This window comes from Citrifermentans bremense (genome assembly GCF_014218275.1).
GTDB lineage: Bacteria > Desulfobacterota > Desulfuromonadia > Geobacterales > Geobacteraceae > Geomonas > Geomonas pelophila.
The window spans coordinates 1,616,210-1,638,433 of the sequence record NZ_AP023213.1 but is presented as its reverse complement, the minus strand read 5'-3'; the positions used below and the strand labels follow the sequence as shown (position 1 = coordinate 1,638,433).

Genomic DNA, 22,224 nt, shown 5'->3' with positions numbered 1-22,224 from the left:
AAACCAAAACCTGTTCAACGTTCAGGGTTCAAAGTTCGTTGCGGGCACCGGTCACTGGCCTCCGCGATTTGCCTTGTCCGTTCGCTACAGGTGTAAGTCAGGGTGACCTAACCATGATAGGGGCGGCCAGTCGAACTTTGAACTCAGAACTTTGAACTTTTTTCTTATTGCACCAGCGGCAGCATGACCGTGAAGACGGTGCCGCGCCCGGCGTCGGAATCGACCTTGATCATGCCGCGATGCTCGGAAACGATCTTCTGACAGATGGCAAGGCCCAACCCGGTCCCCTGCGACTTGGTAGTGAAGAAAGGGGTGAACATGTTCTCCAGCACCTCGGCATCGATCCCCGGGCCGTTGTCGGCGATGTCGATGGCGACCATGCGGGCCCGCCGCTCCCCCTTCTGGGTCATGCTGTAGTCCGACAGCACCCGGCTGGTCACCTTGACCACGCCGCCGTTTCCCACCGCCTCCAGGGCGTTCTTGATCAGGTTCAGGAAGAGCTGGGTCAAAAGCGCCTCGTCCCCAAGGATGGGCGGGATGCTCGGGTCGAAGTACTGCTGCAGGTAGACCTCTTTCCCCTCGCTCGCGTTTTTCTGCAGCAGGACGATGTCGGAGAGGACCCGGTGCAGGTTCACCTTGGTGAGCTTCAGGCGCCCCGGTGAGGCGAGCGCGAGGAGCTCCTCGACGATGACGTTGACCCGCTGCACCTCCTTCAGCATCACCCGGATGTACTCGCGCAGGTCCTCGTTGTCGGGGAATTCCAGTTCGAGGAGCTGCGCCGCCCCCTTGATCCCACCGAGCGGGTTCTTGATCTCGTGGGCGAGCCCCGCGGCAAGCGCGCCCAGCGCCGAGAGGCGGTCCGCCTGGCGCACGGCCGACTCGAGCTCGCGCACGTTGGTCAGGTCGCGCAATAGGAGGATGGTGCCGATGCGCTCGCCGCACGCGCTTAAAAGCGGCGAGGTGCTGGCGCCGACCGGGAGGAGCTTTCCCCCGCGCTTGAGCACGATGTTCTCGTGGTCTGAGACCGACATCCCGGTCTCCACGGTCTTGGCGACCATGTCGTTCAGAGGACCTTCCCCTTTGAAGATCTCGCTGAAGAGAACGCCCATGGCCTGGCGGCGGGAAACGCCGGCCAGTTCCTCGGCGGCGGGGTTGATCAGCGTCACGGCTCCCTGGTTGTCGAGGACGATGACGCCGTCACCCACGCTGTCGATCACGTTCGCGTAGTAACTCTCCAGTTTCTCAGGCATCGAAGAACTCCTCCATGGCCCCGATCAATTCGGCGGTACTTTCGATTCGGTTCACGGCCGCGCGGAACTGCGCCGCACCCGGCAGTCCCTTCGAGTACCAGGAGAGGTGCTTGCGCATCTCCATGAGCGCCACCCGCCCGCCTGCGAACTCGGTGAAAAGCTCCAAGTGTCTGCGTGAGACCGCGAGCCTCTCCTTCACCGTCGGCGGAACCGGCTCCTCCCCGGCCAGAAGCGAGAGCGCCTCCCTGAAGATCCAGGGGTTCCCCATGGCGCCGCGGGCGACCATGACGGCATCGCACCCGGTCTGGGTCAGCATACCCACCGCGTCGGCCGCGCTGAAGAGGTCGCCGCTGCCGATCACCGGGATGCTGAGCGCGCTCTTCAGCTCGCCGATCCGGGACCAGTCCGCCTTCCCCTCGAACATCTGGGCGCGGCTCCTGGGGTGCAGCGTAACTGCGTCGCACCCCTCCTCCTGGGCGATTCTCCCCACTTCCATGAAGGTGTCGTCGCCGCAGACCCAGCCGGTGCGGATCTTGATGGTGAGGGGAAGCTTCGTCGCCTTCCTCACGCTTCTCACGATGCGCCCCACCTTCAGGGGGTCCTTCATCAGCGCGCTTCCGGCGCCGGTTCCCACCACCTTGCGCACCGGACATCCCATGTTGATGTCGATAAGCTCGCCGTACTCCTCCACCAGGCGCGCAGCCTCGGCAAGCATCTCCGGGTCGTCGCCGAAAAGCTGCATCCCGATGGGGCGGTCCTCGGCGCTGCTTTGCAACAGGTCGAAACTCTTGCGCCCTTCGCGGGTCAGGCCGTTCACGCTGACCATCTCGGTAAAGGCGAACGACGCCCCTCCCTCCCGGGAGATGATCCGCATCGGCAGATTGGTGATGCCCGCCATCGGGGCCAGAAATAGCTGATTCTTCAACACAAGTGGGCCGAGGGCCACCGTTTTTTGCATAGAACGATCGTTCCTTATCTGCCTAAAAAATGAGCAATACTAGCAATAAGGGATTGGAAAGGCAAGGTTTTTTTGGCGGCGGGAGCAACTAAGGGAGGCACCCTCATTTCAGGGGGTTAACGGCGGCGGAGCATCTCTTCGATCCCTTGCACCCCTTCCAGGGCGCCACAGGGAAGGGAGAGGTGCGGCGCGTGTATCTGCGGCTCGCGCGGGTTGATCCTGATGACGCGCGCCTTTGCCAGGGCGCCGATCCTCTCGCTGGCGGCGCGCACGGTGGGGATGGCGGTCCCGGCTCCCAGCTCCACCACCACGATCCTGCCTTGGCCGACACGGGAGAGGAACTGCCGGAAGCGCTCCTGCTGGCGCCCGGTGCGGTCTGAGATCCAGCCGTAATCGCCGAACATGAGGATGTTGGGGCGTGCGGCCGCACCGCAGCGGGGACAAAGCGGTACCCGGTCGGCCCGCATGGTCTCGGTGTCGATCCGGAATTGTTCCCGGTTTTCCCAGATGGTGTTGCTGCAGGGGCGGGTGCACTGGAGGTGATGGATCGAGCCGTGGAATTCCAGCACCGCGTCTGCGGCGAAACCGGCCTTCTGGAACTGGCCGTCCACGTTCGAGGTGGCGACGAAGCAATCGAGCCGGTAGCGTTCGGCCCACTGGAGCAGCTGCTGGAAACCCGGGTGCGGGACCGTCTCCCGGTAGAGGTTGGTGCGGTGGCCATAGAACCCCCAGCCGAAGCTGGGATCGCGCTCGAAATGTTCAGGGTTTGCCGCGTCGACGAAACTGATGCCGAGCCTTCGGTACAGGGGATACGCGGTCCAGAACCCCTGGTCGCCGCGGAAGTCTGGGAGTCCCGAATCGACCCCCATGCCGGCTCCGGCGGTCACAACCAGCGCCTGGGCCTGCGCCACGATTTCCGCTGCCTGTTCGAAACTCCTCGAGAGATCCATCGGCTCCTCCTAGATTCCCACCTTCACCGGCACCGGCTGCAGCGCCCGGACCAGCTCGGCGGGAGGCATGGAGACGAGGAAACCGCGGCTGCCGCCGTTGATGTAGATGAGCGGGAGCTCCAGGATGCTTTCTTCCAGGTAGACCGGCATCCGCTTCCTGGTGCCGAACGGGGAGGTCCCCCCCACAAGGTACCCGGAGTGGCGGTTGGCCGTCTCGGGGGTGCAGGGGGCTACGGCCTTCACTCCGATCACGCGGGCCAGCTCCTTCGTCGAGACCTGGCGGTCTCCGTGCATGAGGACCACGAGCGGGTTCTTGGCCTCGTCCTCCATGATCAGGGTCTTTATGACGCATCTCTCGTCTACGCCGAGCTCCCGCGCCGAGACGGCTGTCCCCCCCTTTTCCTCGTACTGGTAGGGGTGCTCGCCGTAGGCCACCCCTGCCTGCCGCAGCACGCGCACGGCGGCGGTGACCGGCGACTTTACCTTCGCCATGTTCAGATTCTCCTCAGGATGAATTGGCACTCACATGAAAAAGTGACTTGCCAGCTGCAAACATACCGGCTATAGATTAATATCACGTCAGCCGCAGCTTAACAACCGTGTAACTAGGGAAGCTTCCAATGCAAAACGACAATGGTCAGGTAGTTGCAAAGGTTCTGGTCATGGACGACGACGAAATGGTCCGTTTCGTCGCGGGCGAGACCCTGAAGAGGTACGGCTTTGAGGTCGAGTTCGCCATCGACGGGAGCGAGGCCGTCGAGCTGTACCGGGAGCGGCACCAGGCGGGGCGGTGCTTCGCAGCGGTGATACTGGATCTGAACATACCCGGGGGGATGGGTGGGCAGGAGGCGATGAAGCGCCTTTTGGAAATCGACCCTGACGCCAAGGGGTACGTGTCGAGCGGCCGCACCGACGACCCGGTGATGATAAATTTCAGGACCTTCGGCTTTGCCGGCACCATAGAGAAGCCCTACTTCTACCTCAACAAGCAGCTGATGGAAGAGTTCAGCAAGAGCCTGCGCGAGAACAGCTAGCATGCCGGGACTGGAAAACTACCGCGCCCTTTTGGAGCGCATCGACGAACTCTGCGCCCGGACGGTGCAGCAGTTCGCAGGGGACATCTCCTGCCGCGCCGGATGCGACGCCTGCTGCCGGCACCTCTCTGTATTCGCTGTGGAGGCCGCGGCACTCAGGGCGGCGCTGAAAAGCCGCCCCCCCGAGGAAGCCGACCGCATCCGCCGACTGGCCGCAACCGCCCCCTCCGGCCGCTGCCCACTGCTCCACGAGGGGCTCTGCCTGCTCTACGAGGCGCGCCCCGTGATCTGCCGCACCCACGGCCTGCCGCTCATGCTTACCCGCGAAGGGGAGAAAAGCATCGACTTCTGCCCCGAGAACTTCAAGGGCCTTTCCAGCATCCCCGGCAGCGCCATCATCGACCTCGAGCGGCTCAACACCATGCTCGCCGCCATCAACGCCCTGTACCTGCAGCAGTTTCCAGGTCCCGAGCGGCTCACCATGGCCAGTGCCCTGGCCCTCGCCGATTGACTTTTTCCCCGCTTCGCGATATACCGCCCACTTCAGCGGCGCGGACGACGCCGCCTCCGCCCCTCAACCCGACCCTCACCCCGGCCCTCTCCCAGAGTGAGAGGGGGGATAGACGAGTTAAGGGAGTTGGACAGAGGCGAGAGACGCCGCCGGCGCCGGTGCATCACATTTCAAAAAGGAGCTCTACACGCAGATGAAAATCAGCTACCAGACTTCAGGGAGCTGCGCCTCCCGCATCGAGATAGAGATCGACAACGGCGTGATCGTGGAGACCACGTTCGTGGACGGCTGCGCCGGCAACACCCAGGCGGTCGCCGCGCTGGTACGCGGCATGGAGGTGAGCGAGGCGGTCAAGAGGCTCAAGGGAATCGCCTGCCAGGGGGACACCTCCTGTCCCGATCAGCTGGCCCGGGCACTGGAGCAGGCACAGACCGGCAACATCCCATCGTAAAGGGGCGAACATGGAAATCTTCGGCGGCTTCATGATGATGATGTCCATCCTCGGGTTTTTCCTGGTGGTGATCTGGTTCCTGGTCCCCTTCCTGGTCCTCAGCATCAAGGGGAAAGTGGACCGCTCCCTGGTCCTTCTGGAGGAGATGGAGAAGCGGCTCGTGGCGATCGAGCAGACCCTGGCACTCTCCCGTAGGGTCGAAGCGACAGAGCCGCAACACCACCAGCATCCCCCAGCCACCCCGGAGCCGTAGCGCACCGTGGACCGGCCGCGCCAGCGGCCCAGGGCGGGGTTGCGGCGCAAGCGGCGATTGCCCCAAGCCCCGGACAGAAGCGTGACCGCGAACCCGGTCCGGCCGCCGCCAAACGCCTCCCGGCAAGGGCGCAAACCCGCCATAGTCCTTGCCAACTCTAATTTTTTTCATTATTATGTGCCGCTGTACGTCGGTCGCGGAGTAACCATTCCTAATGCGACGACACAGGCCGGGAGAGAAGACGCATGGGTTTACTTGAAGGGAAAAAGGCGCTGATTTTCGGCGTTGCCAACGACAAAAGCATCGCCTGGGCGGTAGCCGAGGCTTTCAGACGCGAGGGTGCCGAAATCGCCCTCGCCTACGCCGGAGAGAGCGTCGCCAAAAGGGTCATCCCCCTGGGCGAGAGCATCGGGGCCAGCATGTTTCTCCCCTGCGACGTGAGAAGCGACGAGGACATAGCAAGGCTTTTCGCCGACGTGGCGAAGCAGTGGGGCGGGCTGGACATCCTGGTGCACTCGGTGGCCTTCGCCAATAAGGACGAGTTGAAGGGCTCCTTCCTGAACACCACGCGCGAGGGTTTCGCCACGGCGCTCGACATCAGCGCCTACTCCCTGATCGCGCTGGCCAAGGAGGCCGCGCCGCTCATGCAAGGGCGGGGGGGGAGCATCATCGCCATGACCTACTACGGCGCGCAGAAGGTTTTCCCCAACTACAACGTCATGGGTGTCGCCAAGGCAGCGCTGGAGGCCAGCGTGCGCTACTTGGCCGAGGCCATGGGCCCTGAAGGGACCCGGGTCAACGCCATCTCCGCCGGCCCCCTGCGCACCCTCGCCTCGGCCGGCATCGGCGGCTTCGGCCAGATCGCCGGCCACGTGGCCGGCAAGGCGCCGCTTAGGCGCAACATCACCCAGGAGGACGTCGCCAACTCGGCGCTCTACCTCGCCGGCCCTCTCGCCGCAGGGGTCACCGGGGAGATCCACTTCGTCGACAGCGGCTACAACATCATCGGCCTTTAGGACAGGAGGCGCGCCATCAAAGGACTGCACGGTAATCTGACAGGGTTGAAGTCGAGCCAGGTAAAGCGGCTCGAAAGGCTGTACCGCCGCCGTGTGAAACCGGGCGAGGTGATCTCGCTGGAACTGGCCCGGGAGCTCTCCGACATCTCCCTGGAGATCAGGCGCCAGCTGGGCATCCTGGTGAGCCGCATCGGGGAGATCGCCTACGTCGTCGTCGGCGACGAGCGCGCCCTGATGATCCCGCACCTGGAGGATTACCCGCTTGGGCGCAGGCTTTTGCGCGGCATCCGCCTGGTGCACACCCACCTGAAAGGGGAGCCCCTCTCCGACGACGACCTGACCGACCTCTCGCTCTTGCGCCTCGACATGGTCGCGGCCCTGCAGCTTACCCAGAACCCGGACCGATTCTCTATCCAGACGGCGGCGCTGGTTCCCCCCGAGGGGCACCACCTCCCCTACCAGGTGGAGCCCTCTATACCCTTCGCCAAGTTCGACCTCGACTTCCGCTCCTTCGTCGAGACCCTGGAGCAGACCCTGGAGCGCGGCCTCAAGGAAGGGACGCTGGTCGCCACGGGGCAGGAGCGCGGCATCCTCATCTCGGTGACCCAGCGACCGATGGAAGAGGCGGTCGACTCCATGGAGGAACTGAAGGAGCTCGCCAGAACCGCCGGGGTCGGTGTCCTCGACACCGTGATCCAGCGCCCCAAGGAGTTCAACCCCCGCTACCTCCTGGGGGAGGGGAAGATCCGCGAGGTGCTGATCAAGGCGCTGCAGTTCGGCGCCACCATGCTGGTCTTCGACCAGGAGCTCTCCCCGGCCCAGGTCCGCTCCATCTCGGAGCTCACCGAACTGAAGGTCATCGACCGCAGCCAGCTGATCCTGGACATCTTCGCTAGGCGCGCCACGAGCCAGGACGGCAAGGTGCAGGTGGAGCTCGCCCAGCTCAAGTACCTTCTCCCCAGGCTGATCGGCCGCGGCGTGCAGATGTCGCGGCTCATGGGGGGGATCGGCGGGCGCGGGCCGGGCGAGACCAAGCTCGAGGTCGACCGCAGGCGCATCAGGGACCGCATCGCCCATCTGGAGCGGGAGCTGAAGGAGCTCTCCAACGGCCGCTACCAGCGCCGCCAGAAGAGGGTGAAGGCCGGGATCCCCATCATCTCCATCGTAGGCTACACCAACGCCGGGAAGTCGACGCTCTTGAACACGCTCACCCGTAGCGAGGTGTTCACCGAGGACCTCCTTTTCGCCACTCTCGACACCTCCTCGCGCCGGCTCCGCTTCCCCATGGACCGCGAGGTGATCATCACCGACACGGTCGGCTTCATCCGCAGCCTCCCCAAGTCGCTCCTTGGCGCGTTCAAGGCGACGCTCGAGGAGCTGAAAGACGCGGACCTCCTGATCCACCTGGTGGACTGCAGCAACCCACGCTTCGAGGAGCAGATCGTCCAGGTGGACGCAATCCTCGCTGAGCTGGAGCTCTCGCAGAAGCCGAAGCTTCTGGTCTTCAACAAGGCGGACCTCCTCCCGGAACTCAAGAAGGGGGACCCACTCGCGTTCATGAAGGTGCGCCAGGTAGGCCGCAGGTACGGCGCCATCACCATCAGCGCCGGCGACCGCAAGAGCCTGGAGCCCCTTTTAAAGGAGCTGCAGCAACGTTTCTGGCACGACGTCGAGGACTACCAGGCGCCGGGACAACACCACGACGAGTTCGAGGAGTAGCCAACGTAGAGAAAGGCGCCCCCCCTTCCGCTTCCTGGCGCGATCCCCCCTGCTGCCGCGGGGGGCCTTCAACGGCAGTCCCTCCGAAGACAGATCCCCACAGACAGGAACCATAGCAAATGAACAACCAAGCCATCATCTACGCGCTGGACCTCCTCGGTACGGTCGCCTTCGCCGCCTCGGGAGCGCTTGCGGGAGTGCGCCGCGGCATGGACCTATTGGGGGTCATCGTCCTTGGCATCGTCACCGCGACCGGCGGCGGCGTGATCCGCGACGTCCTTTTGAACGACACCCCGCCTTTTTGCTTCAAGAACGAGCTCTACCTCTACCTGGCCGTGACCGCCTCCGTTGTCGTCTTTCTCACCCCCAGGAGCTTCGAGAGGATGAACCGGGCCATGCTGCTATTGGACGCCCTGGGGCTTGGGACCTTCCTGGTCATCGGCACCTCGAAGGCGCTCCAGTTCAACCTGGGGCTCATGGGGTCGATCATCATGGGGGTTATGACCGCCACCTGCGGGGGGCTGGTGCGCGACCTTTTAAGCAACCAGATCCCGCTCATCCTGCAGCGCGAGATCTACGCCTCGGCCTGCGTGGTCGGCGGCGCCCTCTTCTACTTCCTGCATTTCACCGAACTCCCCAACACGGTGAACCTCACCGTCTCCGCCGCCACCGTGATCCTGATCAGATGCGCGGCTATCATCAAGGGATGGCAGTTGCCGCGCGGGCAGGCGCTTTGAGATGAAGCAAAGCGCCGGGCTCGTCATGTACCGGTTCAAAGAGGGGCGACTGGAACTTTTCCTGGTGCACCCCGGGGGGCCTTTCTGGGCCCGCAAGGACGAGGGAGCCTGGTCCATACCGAAGGGGGAGTACCTCCCCGGCGAGGACCCGCTCGAGGCGGCCCGGCGTGAATTCACCGAGGAGACCGGGCTGGTGGCGCAGGGGGATTTTCTGGAACTCGCCGAGATCCGGCAGCCGGGTGGAAAACGGGTGAAGGCCTGGGCCTTTGCCGGTGACTGCGACCCGTCCGCCCTCGGCAGCAACACCTTTTCCCTTGAGTGGCCCCCTCGCTCGGGACGTACGGTTCAGTTCCCAGAGGTGGACCGGGCCGGCTGGTTCGAGCCCGGGGCCGCCAGGGTCAAGATACTGAAGGGGCAGGTGCCGCTGATAGACCAACTCTGCCTGCTCGTCCATCACTAGAACCGGACCTGTCATAGCAGCCCCATTTCCTACTGCCCTACTCTCATAACCGCGCCTTCCGCCGACACAAACGCCGCTCCGCTCCCCCCTCTGCCATATCGACAGTAGGCTATAACGAAAAAAAACTTCAAGTTTTCCTACACCAGTTCGATAAAGAAAGAAAAGCACCATCGGCACCAGGTGCTTTTTTAGTGTCAGAACGGTCAAGAAGGCGTCGAACCTCTAAGGCAGTTCCGCGGTCCGCGCGCCAATCCGTACCATTAAATGTATCGGAGGGATTGTGATGAGAGTTCAGGACATGAAGATCGGGCAACGCTTAGGTGCAGGTTTCGGAGTGATTCTGCTGTTTCTGCTTGCGATCAGCGCCATCGGCGTCATCGGCATGATGAAGGTCGATGGTGGAATGGACACCATCGTCGAGAAGGACTACGGCAAGATCCAGAAGGCGAACGAAGCCTCGAAAGAGGTGAATGCCATCGTCTCCGCCATTCAGAACATGATGCTCCAGTCCACCAACACGGCCAGGCAGGAGGAAGGGAAGAAGATCGAGGCGGCCAGGGCGAAGTACAAGGCCGCCATGGACAACCTGGAGAAGCTGGAGACCACGGACAAGGGGAAAGAACTGATCGCCGCCGCCAAGCAGTCGCTCGAGAACGCGCGAAAGGCTAACAACCAGGTGATCGAGTTGGCCATGGCCAACAACACCGCCCGCGCCGCCGAGGTGTTCGAGAAGGAAGCCGCCCCGCTTTGCGCCGCCATCTTCGCCTCGTTCGACCAGCTGGTGAAGTACCAGGAGTCCGGGATCGAGGAGCGCTACAAGGGTGCGGTCGCCGTGTCGAACAGGTCGATGACCATCACACTGGTGATGGCCGTCATCGCCCTCATCATCGGCGCCGTCACCGCCTTCTTCACCACCCGCAGCATTACCAGGCCGGTCAACGCGCTGGCCGGGTGCGCCGACAAGCTCGCCCTGGGGGATGTCGACGTCCAGATCGCAACCGACGGGCAAGACGAGATCGCCATGCTGTCAAGGTCGTTCAAGAACATGGCCGACAACATCAAGGAGGCCTCCCTCGCAGCTGAAATGGTGGCGCATGGAGACCTCTCGGTGCAGGTCACTCCCAAGTCCGACCGGGATCTCATGGGGAAGAACCTGACGGCGATGATCGCCACCATCGGGAAGATGACCGAAGAGATGAACGTCCTGATCAAGGGGATCCAGGAAGGGAAGCTGGAGGTGCGCGGCAACGCCGCAGCCTACCAGGGGGCCTGGGGCGAATTGCTGACCGGGCTGAACCGGCTGATAGACGCGTTCGTTCAACCCATCAACATGACCGCCGAGTACGTCGACCGCATCTCCAAGGGTGACATCCCCGAGAAGATCACCGACGTCTACCAGGGGGACTTCAACGACATCAAGAACAACATCAACCTCCTGATCGAGGCCAACAACAACGCCACCCACCTCGCCAAGGAGATCGCGGAAGGGAACCTCATGCTGGAGGTGAAGCAGCGCTCGGCAAACGACGGGCTGATGCAGGCGCTCGCCACCATGGTGCATAACCTGACCAAGGTGGTGGCGGACGTCAAGTCGGCAGCGGACAACGTCACCAGCGGGAGCCAGGAGCTGAGCTCCACCTCGGAGCAGATGTCGCAAGGGGCGAGCGAACAGGCGGCGGCAGCGGAAGAGGCAAGCTCCTCCATGGAGCAGATGACGGCGAACATCCGCCAGAACGCCGACAACTCGGTGGAGACGGAGAAGATAGCGACAAAGTCGGCGGACGACGCCGGCGAAAGCGGCAACGCCGTCGCCAAGACTGTGAACGCCATGAAGGAGATCGCCTCGAAGACCTCCATCATCGAGGAGATAGCGCGGCAGACGAACCTTCTGGCCTTGAACGCCGCCATCGAAGCGGCCCGGGCCGGGGAACACGGCAAGGGATTCGCGGTTGTCGCCTCCGAGGTGCGCAAGCTCGCAGAGCGAAGCCAGAAGGCGGCGGGCGAGATCGGCGACCTCTCCCTCACCTCGGTGGAAGTGGCGGAGCACGCGGGCGAGCTGCTGATGAAGCTGGTCCCTGACATCCAGAAGACCGCCGAGCTGGTGCAGGAGATCTCGGCCGCCTGCAAGGAGCAGGACACAGGGGCGGAACAGATCAACAGGGCGATTCAGCAGTTGGACCAGGTGATCCAGCAAAACGCCTCGGCCTCCGAGGAGATGGCCTCGACGGCGGAGGAGCTCGCCTCCCAGGCAGAGCAGTTGCAGGGGACGGTCGCTTTCTTCAAGATCAACGCCACCAGCGCCCAGATGAGGCCCCAGGGGAAGAAGGCGCACAAGCAGCAGGCCCAGCCTAAGAAGATGACCAAGGCGGGGAGCGCTCCCCTAACCACCGGCGCCGGGCTCCACATAAACATGTGTGACACCGAGCTGATGGAGGTCGGGTTCGAGCGCTACTAGCTGCGGCAGGCAAGAAATAAATAACCCGGAACAGACGAAGGCGGCCCCACTTGGGCCGCCTTCATCGTTTGCGCGCCAGTCTTCAGCTCATCCCTTTCGTCATGCCGGGTTCCCTCCAGGCAAGATGCGCACCTCCCCCGGAGCGCCCTCTGCACCCCCAAGTTTCGTTTCCAGTTCCAGGAAATACCCCGCCACCAGAAGGTTGGTCGCAAGATGGGAGGTGATGCGCGAGGTCGCGAACCGCGATCCTTGTTGGGCCCGCGCCAGGTAAAGCACCAGTTGGTCCGCCAGGTGCGGGTCCACCGGCATCCCGGTTCCATGGTGTTCCAGGAGCTCGCGCGCCGCCTCCTCCCCGACAAGCTCCGCAGGCTTCCCGCGGGCGCCCAGGGATGCGAACCCCGCGTCGGCGAGCTCGTAATGGCCCTTCAGGAAGATGAAGGTCCCCTGCCCGTAGACCCGCACCTCCCGCGCCTCCAGGTCGATGGGAAGCTCGCTTCCCAGTTCCTGCCGCAAGACAGCGAGCGCCGAGCACCGCTGCCTTTCAGCTATGGAGAGGGGGAGGTTGCCGACCGCCGAGCAGCCGGTGATGCGCAAAAGCCGGCCGCGGTCGGTGAGGGACAGGGGGGAAGGACGCGAAAGCGGATGGAGACGGCAGCGGACCCTCCCTCCCCCTTTCGGGTAGAAGCCGTAAGCCTCCAGGTCGAGCCCGCCTTTTACCCCCAGGCGGGTTACGGCAGGCCAGAAGATTTCGGAGAGGTAGTTCCAGCAGGGACTGAACGGGACGTGGGTGCCGCCGGTGACGGTGACGCTGCTTTTGCGGCCTGCGGAAAGCAGCGCAGGGATGACGGTCTGCAGCACGAGGGATGCTGACCCCGCGGTGCCGATATCGAAGCTGTAGTCGCCACCCCTGACGGCGCGGGGGACGAAGCTGATCTCCCCTGAGCCGATCCGGTCGCCGATAAGCTCAGCGGAAGAGATGCTGGCCGCGGCCTGCACCGCCATCAGGTGCTGGCGCATAAGCCCCGGCTTGGACCTGTTCTTGCGGATGCTGTGGATCCTGAAACCCTGGCCGGTGAGGCAGGAGAGGCTGAGCGCGCTGCGCAGCACTTGCCCTCCCCCCTCACCGACGCTGCCGTCGATCTCTATCATAGTGCCTGCCTGGGTGGAATTAATACAGGAACATCGGTTTGCCGAGCACGTGACGCACCTTGGGACGGTACTCCTCGAGGTCGTACAGCTCGGCCACGTCCACCCGCTTCTCCCCCTGCATGATGGTGCTGATCGGGATGTGCCGGTAGGTCCCTCCCTGTAGGGAGACCATGCGTCCCGACATCCCCTCGGAGATCAGGTCCATGGTCATGTTGGCGTAGTTGTAGGCGACCATGAGGTCCAGCGAGTCGGGGGCGCCGCTGCGCATCAGGTAGGAGAGCTGCTGGTAGATGATGTGGGAGCCGGTGAGCCCCTTCACCGCCTCGCTCACGACGACGCCGATCCCTCCCAGCTTCTTGTGGCCGTAGGCATCCTCCTGGCCGTACTCGACGGTCTGCCCGCCGATCATCGAGGCACCTTCGGACACGGTCACCATGGCGTAGTTGCTGCGGTTGGACCTCTTGTCTTCCTGGAGCAAAAGGGCAAGCCTCTCCACATCGAAGGGAACCTCGGAGATGAGGGCGCGATCGACGCCGGCAAGATATGCGGAGATAAGGGAGGTCTCCCCCGAGTTGCGCCCGAACAGTTCGACCACCGCGATCCTCTCATGCGAGCCGGCGCTGGTCCTCAGATTGTGGATGAAGTTGACGCTGCGGGTGACGGCCGTGGAAAAGCCGATGCAATAGTCGGTGCCGAAAACGTCGTTGTCCATGGTCTTCGGGATGGCGACCACCGAGACCCCTTCCCGGAACAGGCGTTCGGCGTAGCTCAAGGTGTCGTCACCGCCGATGGCGATCAAGGAATCGACCCCCAGGTGCTCCAGATTGGCGAGAACGTGCTGAGTGAAATCGTGGTGCCCCGGGGCCAAAGGGTCGAAGTCCGGGCCGCGCAGGAACTCAGGGACGTCGGCGGTTGCCACCTTCCCCGGGTTGGTGCGGCTTGTGTGCAGGAAGGTGCCGCCGGTGCGGTCCACGGTGCGAACCGAGTGCCGGTCCAGGGGCATCAGTGTGTTTTCGCCCGAGTGCGGGTCGTCGCGGTTGTAGGTGAGGAGCCCGCCCCAGCCGCGCCGGATGCCGAGCACCCGGTAGCCGTTCTCGGCGGCGCGGGTCACCAAGGTTTTCAGCGCAGGGTTCAGCCCAGGCACGTCCCCCCCGCCAGTCAACACCCCCACCGTCTTTTGCCTGTCACCCATGGCGGACTCCTTTCTAATGATCATTGAGATTAAAGAACGTTCACCATTATAGCGATGCAGTGCTGCATTTCAAGCTTTCTTGTCGTCGGGAAGGCGCCGTATGAAATCGGCCATTTCTGAGGCGGCCAGGGGGCGGGAGAAATAAAAGCCCTGCATGTAGCGGCAGTCGATGGAGGCGAGGAAGTCCTTTTGGGCTTCGGATTCAACACCTTCGGCGATGGCATCCATGTCGAGGCATTTGGACATGAACATGATGGTGGTGGCGATGGCGGCGTCGTCCGAAGAGGTGACGACGTCGCTGACGAAGGACTTGTCTATCTTGAGCGCCTGGAAGTGGTACTGCTTCAAGGATGAAAGCGAGGAGTAGCCGGTGCCGAAGTCGTCGATCTGGATGTTGGTCCCCATCCGCTGCAGGCGCTCCAGCACCGCCAGCGCCTCCGCTTCGTAGATCATCAGCGACTGTTCCGTGATCTCGAGGGTGAGCCGGTCCGGGGGGAGGTCGCTGTCGTTCAGCGACTTCTCGATCACCTCTTCCAGGTCCTGGTGGGAGAAAACGGACGGGGACAGGTTTACTGCGACGTTCAGGTCCAGCCCCTCGTTGCGGTACCAGCGGGCTGCCTGGGAACAGGCTGTCCTCAGCACCCATTCGGTGAGCGGCCAGATGAGCCCCGCCTTCTCCGCGATGGGGACGAAGCTGGTCGGCGCGAGCACCCCCAGGTGCGGGTGGTTCCAGCGCACCAGCGCCTCCACCCCGATGACCCGCATGTTCGAGGTATCGAGCTTGGGCTGGTAAACCAGGAACAGCTCGTCGTAGTTGATTGCCCGCAGGAGCCCCTGTTCCAGTTGCAGGGTGTGGTCGCGTTCTTCCCGCCATTCTCCCCCGTAGAAGCAGAAAGTGGAGCGTCCCTGCTGCTTCGCCTGGTTCAGGGCGAAGTCGGCCATCTTGAAGAGCTGCATGGGATCGTCGGCGTCGGAAGGGTACATGGCGATGCCGATGCTGATGCTGGTCCTGAGCGTTTCGCTATCCACCTGAACCGGCGCAGACAACGCCTCCAGCACCCGCCTCGCAACCACTCCAGGGCCGTCCGGCATGTCGGGGTGGCGCAGCAGCATGGCGAACTCGTCCCCGCCTACCCGTGCCACCAGGTCCTCGCCCCGCTTGGCGCATTCGGTGAGCCGGCGCGCCGTCTCGACGAGAACCGCGTCGCCGACGAAATGCCCCCGCCTGTCGTTGACGAATTTGAACCGATCCAGGTCGAGAAACAAAAGCGCCACCGACTCACAACGCCGCTTGGCGTATTCGATGGACTGCGTCAGGAAATCGTCGAAAGCCTGCCGGTTGTAGAGCCCGGTGAGCCCGTCGCGGATGGACTGCTCCCGTATGCTCAGCTCGATGGCACGGTGCCTTGCCTCGCTCTTGTCGCTCAACAGGTAGACGATGACGGCCATGGTGGCGACCCCGAAGAGGTCGAGGACGACCAGGGCGAGATAGGTGAGTTCCCGGTCCGCGAATAAGCTTCGCAGGAGCAGGTGGGCGAGAAGAACCCAGCAGGAGCTGCTGAAGGCGAAAATTGAACTGATGGCGGCGGGAGAAAACCCGCCTATCCAGCTGAAAAGTCTGCGTATTACGCCGCACCCCATGGTTCTCTCCTCGCTTTCGGGAAAAAAACACCGTCCTAGTATAGCGCAAGGATGGAAAAAGAGTTGCAGCGGGGGGATGGGAATAAAGGGAGCCGGAGGCGGCGAAGGCACCGCCCTCCATTGCGAAGCGAGGTTAAAGACGGGCTCAGGTGGTCAGGTAATAGGTGATTTCGTTATGCCCGACCAGGAGTTCCAGGCCGGCCAGCGCCGGCCCCGGGCAAGGTGTTGCCCCAATTTCAGTCAGGAAGTCCGAAGCGAAGTTGCCGCAATCAGGGGTGAAAAAGAGCTCCACGCCCCCCACGTCGTTTACCTTCTGGAACAGGGCCATGGCGCGCGGCCCGCCTGCGGCGCGGAATGCCGCGGTGAAGGCGTCCTTTATCGGGGCGATCTTCCCGGCGGCAACATCCTCAGCGTTGAGAGTCAAAAGGTACCAGGTCATGTTCCGTCTCCTGTTTTAACTTCCCCCATGCAAAGGAGATATTCAGCTGGTTCGCCGAGGCAAATCCCCACTGTCCCCCCTCCCGCCTTCGCGGACCGAAGCGCTACGGTGCGCAGGCCCGTCGCAAAGGGGGGAACGTTAGTTCTAGGGCAGTTGTTGGTGGCAAATATCCCAGGTGCCACGAAATTCTTCAATGAAACATCGCAAAGAGGGGAACGCGAGGTCTCGTGCAACGCTCGGTGGGCGAGTAAACCCGAGATGAGTCAGTTCTTCTCGCGGGGGGAAAGATAGCCGGCGCAGGTACCGATCAGCTTGTCGTGGATCGCGTCCATCATCTCCTGCTCGTTGCTTATTCCCGCCGCGGCTTTGAGGTTGAGGGCTAGCGGAAGCAGCCCGAGCAAAAGGTTGCGCATGTTGCCGCACCCTTCTCTTCCCCCCAGCACCTCAGTGAGCTTGCGCTGCAGCCCCTTGCCGATGACGAACCCCACCAGCCCCTGCATCCGGGCCGAGACGTTGCCGCAGTCGGAGGTGGGGGAGCGGTGGAAATCGGCTTTGGCCGAAAGTATCTTCAAAGTGGCCACGTCGACCACGACTTCGGCCACCACGTCATGAAACCTGTCTTTTAGAAGCGCCGTCAGCTTCGCGGTGCCGTCATCCTGCTTCAACAAACGGTAGGAGATATCCCTTTGGAAATCCTCCATCGGGTTCAAATCAACCATTGCTACCCTTTCTGCTTCACCTTGGGAATGAAAATCTGCTCCGGGTCGAGCACACTGTGGATGAAGTGCAGCTCCTCCCGGGTCGGGGGCAGAGTTTCGCCGCTAACCCGCGAGATGTCAAGATCAAATTGACACATCTCGCGGATCTGCTCGGGGGTGTTCCCCCGGTGGCAGGTGTCGAGGTAGATGCGGCCGGTTTCGTCGTCGAAGCGGAAAACGCCCGCCGTGCTGATGACTGCCGAGGGGCCGCCACGGTAGGCCGAGCCGTAGAGTTCCTTTCTGTGGACCAAGGTGCCTTCGGGCCACTTCTTCACCTTCCAGCCGGGGCTGGTTATGTAGCTCACCTGCTCGGTGAAGCGGCGTTTCTCGTGCACCATGATGAAGACGGTGCGCCGGGCGAAGGAGTTGATGTCCGGGTTGCCCCCGGAACCGGTGAGGCGGAGCTCGGGTTCCAGGTAGTTGCCGATGCAGGTGGTGTTCACGTTGCCGTACTCGTCCACCTCCGCCCCGCCCAGGAAACCGAGGTCGACGTATCCCCTTTGGGCCACGCTGAAGGCGTCGTGGAGCCCCGAGGAGCGGGAGGCCCCCATCTCGCAGCGCGCGTCGCCGACCGAGGTGGGGATCTGCGGGGGGCGCCCGTCCAGCGTCCCCGCCTCGAAGATCAGCTTCAGGTTGGGCGCGTGGGTTTTCTGGGCCAGCATGATCGCCACCATCGGAAGGCCAGTGCCGGCGAAGACGATTTCGTTATCCTTCACCTCCCTGGAGGCGGCGCAGCAGAGAAGGTCGGGGAGGCCGTATTCTTCGGGAGTTGCGTAATTTCGTTCCATGTCATTGCCCCCTTTTCACGCCGGTGCTGTAGTTGAGAGCGGTGTTGGCCTTGAGGTTCAGCATGCGCGGCCAGCCCAGTTTTTCCAGGTAGCTATGGTGGTCCTGACCGTGGATCCATTCTTTGGCGAAGTCGTCGAACCCTTCCTGGGTCCGGGTCCGGCCGTAGAAATCCTTGAGAAAGGCTCCGTCCACGTCGTAGCGCCCGAACATCCCGGTGGGGTGGGCGCCGAAGGGGCATTCGAGGATGTAATCGACCTCGAAGCTCGCTATGGTGTTGCGGTCGCTCTCCCGGCGCAGGTACTCCTCGGGAACGATCTCCTCCGCCATGACGATGGTGATGTCGGCGGCGCGGGCCGCTTCCGGGTCGGAGTAAAACTGGCCGTTCACCCGCACCGTCCCCTCCTCCCCCACCTGCTGCACGCACATGACTGCGACGTCGACCTTGGCAGCGGGGACCAGCACCTGTTTTCCGGCGCCGTAGAAGGGGTCCTCGGTGAAGACGTACTTGTGTTTCGGGATCCTCTCGCCGTCCCGCAGGCCTGCGCGTCCCAGCATGTCGTACTCGGGGTTGTGCAGATCGGTCCCGAGCGAGGTCTGGGTCGCCGCGTAGGGGGCGCCGGAAGCCGCGGCGGCGAAGCGGAACATCATCTCCGCGTGGCTGTAGTCCTCGACGATGATCTCCTTGTTGCCCACTTTCCTGGAGAGGTTGGCGCCGTACTTGCCGTAGAGCTCGTGCCCCACCCAGCACGACTCCCAGATGTCGACGCATCCCGCACCGACAAGGAACTCCGTCTGGGGGCCGCCGTTCACCTCGATCAGGTGCAGCCCCTTGCGCCCCTGGCGGATCAGTTCGAACACCAGCGCGAAGGGACGGCGCCAGATGGTGAAGCCGGAAAAGGTGAGGCTGGAACCGTCCTTGATGATCTCCGCGGCCTGCTGCAACGTGATGCGCTTGCCAGTCATAGACACCCTCCTGTTTTCTTCACACTGTCACTCCGAGCAGTCCGACCTGCCCGACCTGTCCGACGCTTCAATTGAAGTTGCGCAATATCTCCCTGGCGATGATGACCCGCTGGATCTCGTTGGTCCCTTCGTAGATCGCGGTGATGCGGGCGTCACGGGCATAACGCTCGACGGGGAAGTCGCGGGTGTAGCCGTAGCCGCCTAGCATCTGCACCGCGCTGTAACAGGCCCGGTTCGCGGCCTCGGTGGCGTACATCTTGGCCATGGAGGCTTCCTTCGCGAAGGATTTGCCGGCGTCCTTTCTGTACGCCGCCTGCATCAGCAACAGGCGCGCCGCCTCAAGCTCGGTGTACGCCTCGGCGACCATCCACTGGATCGCCTGGAAATTGGTGATCTTCTGGCCGAACTGCACCCTTTCGCTCGCGTACCTGGTGGCGAAGTCCATCGCGGCAAGACCGACCCCGAGCCCCAGCGACCCTATGCCGATCCTACCGCCGGCGAGCTCGCCGACCGCGATGCGGAAACCGTCGTTCAGCTTCCCCATCAGGGCGTCCCTGGGAATCCTGCAGTTGTCGAAGATGACCTCGCAGGTGGCGGAGGCATGCTGCCCCGTCTTCTCCTCCTGCTTACCGATGACGAGCCCGGGCGCCCCCTGCTCCACCAGGAAACAGCTGATCCCCTTTCCCTTGGGGGCCTCCCGGTCGGTGACCGCCCAGACCACGAAGACGCCGGCATAGGGGGCGCTGGTGATGAAGATCTTGGAGCCGTTCAGCACCCACTCGTCACCTTCCGCCACCGCGCAGGTCGTCATGCCGGCCGGATCGGAACCCGCACCGGTTTCGGTCAGGGCGAAGGCACCTGCGGCGTACTCTCCCGAACAGATGCGCGGGATGTACTTCTTCTTCTGCTCGGCCGAGCCGACCGCCTGGATCACCTCGCAGACCATGTTGTTGACGGATACGGTGACCGCCGTGGAGGCGCAGGCCCTGGCTATCTCGGTCATGGCCACGCTGAAGGCGACCACACCGGCTTCCGATCCGCCGTACTCGGCGGAGACGTTCAGTCCCATGAAGCCCAGTTCCGCGAGCTTCTTAAGGTTGGCGAGGAACGCTGGGCGGTCGTCCTCGCGGTCCAGCCTCGCCGCCAGCGGCTCCAGCTCCGCCTTGGCGAACTCGCGCGCGGTCTCCTGGATCAGCTTCTGCTCTTCGTTTAATTCGAGAAACATCTCTGCCTCCGCATCACGGTTTACGCCGACTCACTTCTCGATTCCGGTCCGGGCCGGCACCCCTGCCTGGTAATAGTGTTTCACCTCGACCATCTCCGTGACCAGGTCCGCGGCCTCGATGACCCTGGGGTCGGCGCTGCGCCCGGTCAGCACCAGTTCCACCTGCTCAGGCCTTTGCTTGATCAGGGAGAGGATGTCCTCGACCGTGATCAGGCCGAACCAGGCCGCACCGTTGATCTCGTCGAGGATGACCAGGTCGTACTGTCCGCCGGTCAGGGTCTCTCGTGCGAGGTTCAGCGTTCCGCGGGCGATGGCGACGTCCTGCGGGTCCAGCCGGTCCTTGTAGATCCAGCAGTCCCGCCCGGTCTGGTGGATGGTCAGAAGAGGCGCCAGCCGCTCGGCGGCAAGGTGCTCGCCGTACTCCCCTCCCCCCTTGATGAACTGGACCATGCAGACCTTGAGCCCCCGCCCCACCGCACGGAGCGCGAGCCCCAGGGCCGCGGTGGTCTTTCCCTTGCCGTTGCCGGTGTAGACCTGTACCTTCCCTTCCGTCAGGCTCATCTGGCGCACCTTGCCGTCATCGCCGGGACGAACTGCATCACATCGGCCACGATCAGCACGTCTGCTATCTCGCCTATAGGCGCATCCTTGTCCTTGTTGATGGCGACAACGAAATCCGCCTTTTTCATCCCAGCCAGGTGCTGTATCGCGCCGCTGATGCCGCAGGCGACGTAGAGCTTGGGGCTGACGGTCTGGCCCGTGGTACCGACCTGGTGGCTGTGGGGGGCCCACCCTGCGTCGACCACGGGACGGCTCGCGCCCAGTTCCCCGCCGAGCGCCTTGGCCAGCTGCGCGATCACCTGGACGTTCTCCTTCTTCCCCACCCCGCGCCCGGCGCTGACGATGATCTCGGCCCTGGTGAGGTCGACGTCCTTTTGCTCCGCGGCCTCGTACCCTACGAACTCGGTCTTCCCGGCGGGGTCCGCCACGTCGATCACCTCAACCTGGGGCGCGCCCTGCGGCTCACCCTGCGGGGAAAAGGCGCCGGCCTGGATGGTGATCACCGTCCTGGCGCTCTTGGGGGCGACGGTCCTGCGCAGCTTGGCGTTGCAGCAGGTCACTTCGAACTTCCCGTCGGGAAGCCCCACCACCTCGGACACCTGGCCCACCCTGAGGGCGGCGGCCACGCGGGGCGCAAGGTCCCAGCCGTAGGACGAGTGCACGAAGACGATGTAGTCGGGGTTCTCCTTGGCGACCGCCTCCAGCACCACCTTCTTGTGCAGGTCGGGGTTGTACTCGCCGTACTTGGCAACGTCGGCAAGGTAAAGCTTTCCGGAAAACTTCGGGAGATCGGCGGGACTTCCCACCAGCACCATGGCGCTCTCCGCGCCTAAAAGCCCGGCAAAGGCCTGCAGTTCATATGTTGTGTCCAGCAGTTTCCCCTGCCTGTATTCCGCAATAAGCAACGCTTTCATAGCTATTCTCCTTTCAGGCCGCACGCAGCACGGTGGTCTTTTCCTTGAGAATCCCCATCAGCTTGTCGAGCTGATCGTTCACCTCTCCCTCGATGACGATGCCGCCCCCCCTCTTCGCTGGAGGGTACATGCCGCCGGTCCCGGTGACCTCGGCTTCCTTCAAGAGCTCCGAGACCGGCTGGACCAGGATCTCCTTCTTCTTAGCCTTCATGATGTTGGGAAGCGTCGGGTACCGGGGTGTGTTGAGCCCCAGCTGACAGGTGACCAGCGCGGGGAGCTTCAGCTTCACCACCCCCTTGCTCCCTCCTTCCAGTTCGCGTTTCGCCGTGATGACGCCCGCTTCGTAGGCAAAACCGACCAAGGTGGTAGCGCAGCCAAAACCGAGCAACTCGGCGACTGTGACCCCAACCTGCGCGGAGCCGCGGTCCTGGGACTGCATCCCGGTAAAGACGAGGTCATACCCCTGCCCCGCCGCGTGCCCAGCTATGACGGAAGCGACCTGCCAGGGATCCTTCTGGTAGTACTTGTCGTCCTTCACGTGAACCGCCCGGTCAGCCCCCATCGCCAGCGCCTTCTTCAGCGCCTCTACCACGCGGTCCGGACCTAAGGAAAGCACCGTTATCTCCGGCTCCCCCGCCAACCGCTCCTTCAACTGGACTGCCTGCTCCACCGCGTACTCGTCGTACTCGTTCATCCGGAAAGCGAGGTCGGCCTCGTCGTACCAGGTACCTTCGCTGTTGAGCTTGAACCGCGATTCCATGTCCGGAACCTGCTTGATGCATACCAGTATCTTCATGGT

At 63.3% G+C, this 22,224-nt stretch carries 24 protein-coding genes; 9 read left to right on the top strand and 15 right to left on the bottom strand.

The window, feature by feature from the left end:
• Positions 1–164 precede the first annotated feature (164 nt).
• The 4 genes from GEOBRER4_RS07185 to ybaK all read right to left on the bottom strand — a co-directional run bounded on the left by GEOBRER4_RS07185 (position 165) and on the right by ybaK (position 3,650).
• Complete coding sequence (locus GEOBRER4_RS07185) at positions 165–1,250, bottom strand: two-component system sensor histidine kinase NtrB (RefSeq protein ID WP_185244828.1); 1,086 nt, start codon at positions 1,248–1,250, stop codon at positions 165–167.
• Entirely contained in the window at positions 1,243–2,208 is a 966-nt protein-coding gene (dusB, locus tag GEOBRER4_RS07180) for a tRNA dihydrouridine synthase DusB (RefSeq protein ID WP_085813209.1), read from the bottom strand. The genes GEOBRER4_RS07185 and dusB overlap by 8 nt, the downstream gene beginning before the upstream one ends.
• A gap of 116 nt (positions 2,209–2,324) precedes the next feature.
• Complete coding sequence (locus GEOBRER4_RS07175; RefSeq protein ID WP_185244827.1) at positions 2,325–3,158, bottom strand: SIR2 family NAD-dependent protein deacylase; 834 nt, start codon at positions 3,156–3,158, stop codon at positions 2,325–2,327.
• Positions 3,159–3,167: 9 nt separating this feature from the next.
• On the bottom strand, positions 3,168–3,650 hold the full coding sequence (ybaK, locus tag GEOBRER4_RS07170) for a Cys-tRNA(Pro) deacylase (RefSeq protein WP_185244826.1): 483 nt from the start codon (positions 3,648–3,650) through the stop codon (positions 3,168–3,170).
• A 128-nt stretch (positions 3,651–3,778) separates the two neighbouring features.
• On the opposite strand from ybaK, the gene GEOBRER4_RS07165 reads away from it, so the two are divergent.
• From GEOBRER4_RS07165 to GEOBRER4_RS07125, 9 genes are all read left to right on the top strand, one after another.
• A complete protein-coding gene (locus GEOBRER4_RS07165) occupies positions 3,779–4,192 on the top strand; it encodes a response regulator (protein WP_085813212.1) in 414 nt (137 codons plus the stop codon).
• Position 4,193: 1 nt separating this feature from the next.
• On the top strand, positions 4,194–4,703 hold the full coding sequence (locus GEOBRER4_RS07160) for a YkgJ family cysteine cluster protein (RefSeq protein WP_185244825.1): 510 nt from the start codon (positions 4,194–4,196) through the stop codon (positions 4,701–4,703).
• Between the two features lie 193 nt (positions 4,704–4,896).
• Positions 4,897–5,154 carry a TIGR03905 family TSCPD domain-containing protein gene (locus GEOBRER4_RS07155; protein ID WP_185244824.1) on the top strand — a complete coding sequence of 86 codons (258 nt, stop codon included), beginning with the start codon at positions 4,897–4,899 and terminating at the stop codon, positions 5,152–5,154.
• A gap of 10 nt (positions 5,155–5,164) precedes the next feature.
• The gene (locus tag GEOBRER4_RS07150; protein WP_185244823.1) at positions 5,165–5,407 is read left to right on the top strand and encodes a hypothetical protein; all 243 of its coding nucleotides are present in this window, start codon (positions 5,165–5,167) and stop codon (positions 5,405–5,407) included.
• A gap of 245 nt (positions 5,408–5,652) precedes the next feature.
• Complete coding sequence (locus GEOBRER4_RS07145; protein ID WP_185244822.1) at positions 5,653–6,423, top strand: enoyl-ACP reductase FabI; 771 nt, start codon at positions 5,653–5,655, stop codon at positions 6,421–6,423.
• Between the two features lie 45 nt (positions 6,424–6,468).
• On the top strand, positions 6,469–8,142 hold the full coding sequence (hflX, locus tag GEOBRER4_RS07140) for a GTPase HflX (protein WP_185244821.1): 1,674 nt from the start codon (positions 6,469–6,471) through the stop codon (positions 8,140–8,142).
• A 119-nt stretch (positions 8,143–8,261) separates the two neighbouring features.
• Positions 8,262–8,879 carry a trimeric intracellular cation channel family protein gene (locus GEOBRER4_RS07135; protein WP_085813218.1) on the top strand — a complete coding sequence of 206 codons (618 nt, stop codon included), beginning with the start codon at positions 8,262–8,264 and terminating at the stop codon, positions 8,877–8,879.
• A 1-nt stretch (position 8,880) separates the two neighbouring features.
• Positions 8,881–9,339, top strand: a complete 459-nt coding sequence (locus GEOBRER4_RS07130) for an NUDIX domain-containing protein (RefSeq protein ID WP_185244820.1) — start codon at positions 8,881–8,883, stop codon at positions 9,337–9,339.
• Between the two features lie 283 nt (positions 9,340–9,622).
• Positions 9,623–11,794: a methyl-accepting chemotaxis protein gene (locus tag GEOBRER4_RS07125; protein WP_185244819.1), complete on the top strand. Its 2,172-nt coding sequence runs from the start codon at positions 9,623–9,625 to the stop codon at positions 11,792–11,794.
• Positions 11,795–11,893: 99 nt separating this feature from the next.
• Here GEOBRER4_RS07125 and rtcA read toward each other — a convergent pair whose 3' ends face one another.
• The 11 genes from rtcA to GEOBRER4_RS07070 form a co-directional block, all read right to left on the bottom strand.
• Positions 11,894–12,943 carry an RNA 3'-terminal phosphate cyclase gene (gene rtcA / locus GEOBRER4_RS07120; RefSeq protein ID WP_185244818.1) on the bottom strand — a complete coding sequence of 350 codons (1,050 nt, stop codon included), beginning with the start codon at positions 12,941–12,943 and terminating at the stop codon, positions 11,894–11,896.
• 19 nt (positions 12,944–12,962) lie between these two features.
• The gene (locus tag GEOBRER4_RS07115) at positions 12,963–14,135 is read right to left on the bottom strand and encodes a 6-phosphofructokinase (protein WP_185244817.1); all 1,173 of its coding nucleotides are present in this window, start codon (positions 14,133–14,135) and stop codon (positions 12,963–12,965) included.
• Positions 14,136–14,204: 69 nt separating this feature from the next.
• Positions 14,205–15,776: a putative bifunctional diguanylate cyclase/phosphodiesterase gene (locus GEOBRER4_RS07110; RefSeq protein ID WP_185244816.1), complete on the bottom strand. Its 1,572-nt coding sequence runs from the start codon at positions 15,774–15,776 to the stop codon at positions 14,205–14,207.
• 145 nt (positions 15,777–15,921) lie between these two features.
• Positions 15,922–16,215: a hypothetical protein gene (locus GEOBRER4_RS07105; protein WP_185244815.1), complete on the bottom strand. Its 294-nt coding sequence runs from the start codon at positions 16,213–16,215 to the stop codon at positions 15,922–15,924.
• Positions 16,216–16,478: 263 nt separating this feature from the next.
• Positions 16,479–16,934: a DUF2889 domain-containing protein gene (locus GEOBRER4_RS07100; protein WP_085813225.1), complete on the bottom strand. Its 456-nt coding sequence runs from the start codon at positions 16,932–16,934 to the stop codon at positions 16,479–16,481.
• A gap of 2 nt (positions 16,935–16,936) precedes the next feature.
• Positions 16,937–17,761, bottom strand: coding sequence for a CoA-transferase subunit beta (locus tag GEOBRER4_RS07095; RefSeq protein WP_185244814.1), 825 nt, complete (start codon positions 17,759–17,761; stop codon positions 16,937–16,939).
• A gap of 1 nt (position 17,762) precedes the next feature.
• A complete protein-coding gene (locus GEOBRER4_RS07090; RefSeq protein ID WP_185244813.1) occupies positions 17,763–18,725 on the bottom strand; it encodes a CoA transferase subunit A in 963 nt (320 codons plus the stop codon).
• Between the two features lie 67 nt (positions 18,726–18,792).
• Positions 18,793–19,950, bottom strand: a complete 1,158-nt coding sequence (locus GEOBRER4_RS07085) for an acyl-CoA dehydrogenase family protein (RefSeq protein ID WP_185244812.1) — start codon at positions 19,948–19,950, stop codon at positions 18,793–18,795.
• Positions 19,951–19,980: 30 nt separating this feature from the next.
• Positions 19,981–20,511: a cob(I)yrinic acid a,c-diamide adenosyltransferase gene (gene cobO, locus GEOBRER4_RS07080; RefSeq protein ID WP_185244811.1), complete on the bottom strand. Its 531-nt coding sequence runs from the start codon at positions 20,509–20,511 to the stop codon at positions 19,981–19,983.
• The gene (locus GEOBRER4_RS07075) at positions 20,508–21,425 is read right to left on the bottom strand and encodes an electron transfer flavoprotein subunit alpha/FixB family protein (protein ID WP_185244810.1); all 918 of its coding nucleotides are present in this window, start codon (positions 21,423–21,425) and stop codon (positions 20,508–20,510) included. Before GEOBRER4_RS07075 ends, cobO begins: the two co-directional genes overlap by 4 nt.
• A 13-nt stretch (positions 21,426–21,438) precedes the next feature.
• Positions 21,439–22,221 (bottom strand): electron transfer flavoprotein subunit beta/FixA family protein, encoded by a 783-nt coding sequence (locus GEOBRER4_RS07070; protein ID WP_185244809.1) that lies wholly within the window; start codon positions 22,219–22,221, stop codon positions 21,439–21,441.
• Between the last annotated feature and the right edge of the window lie 3 nt (positions 22,222–22,224).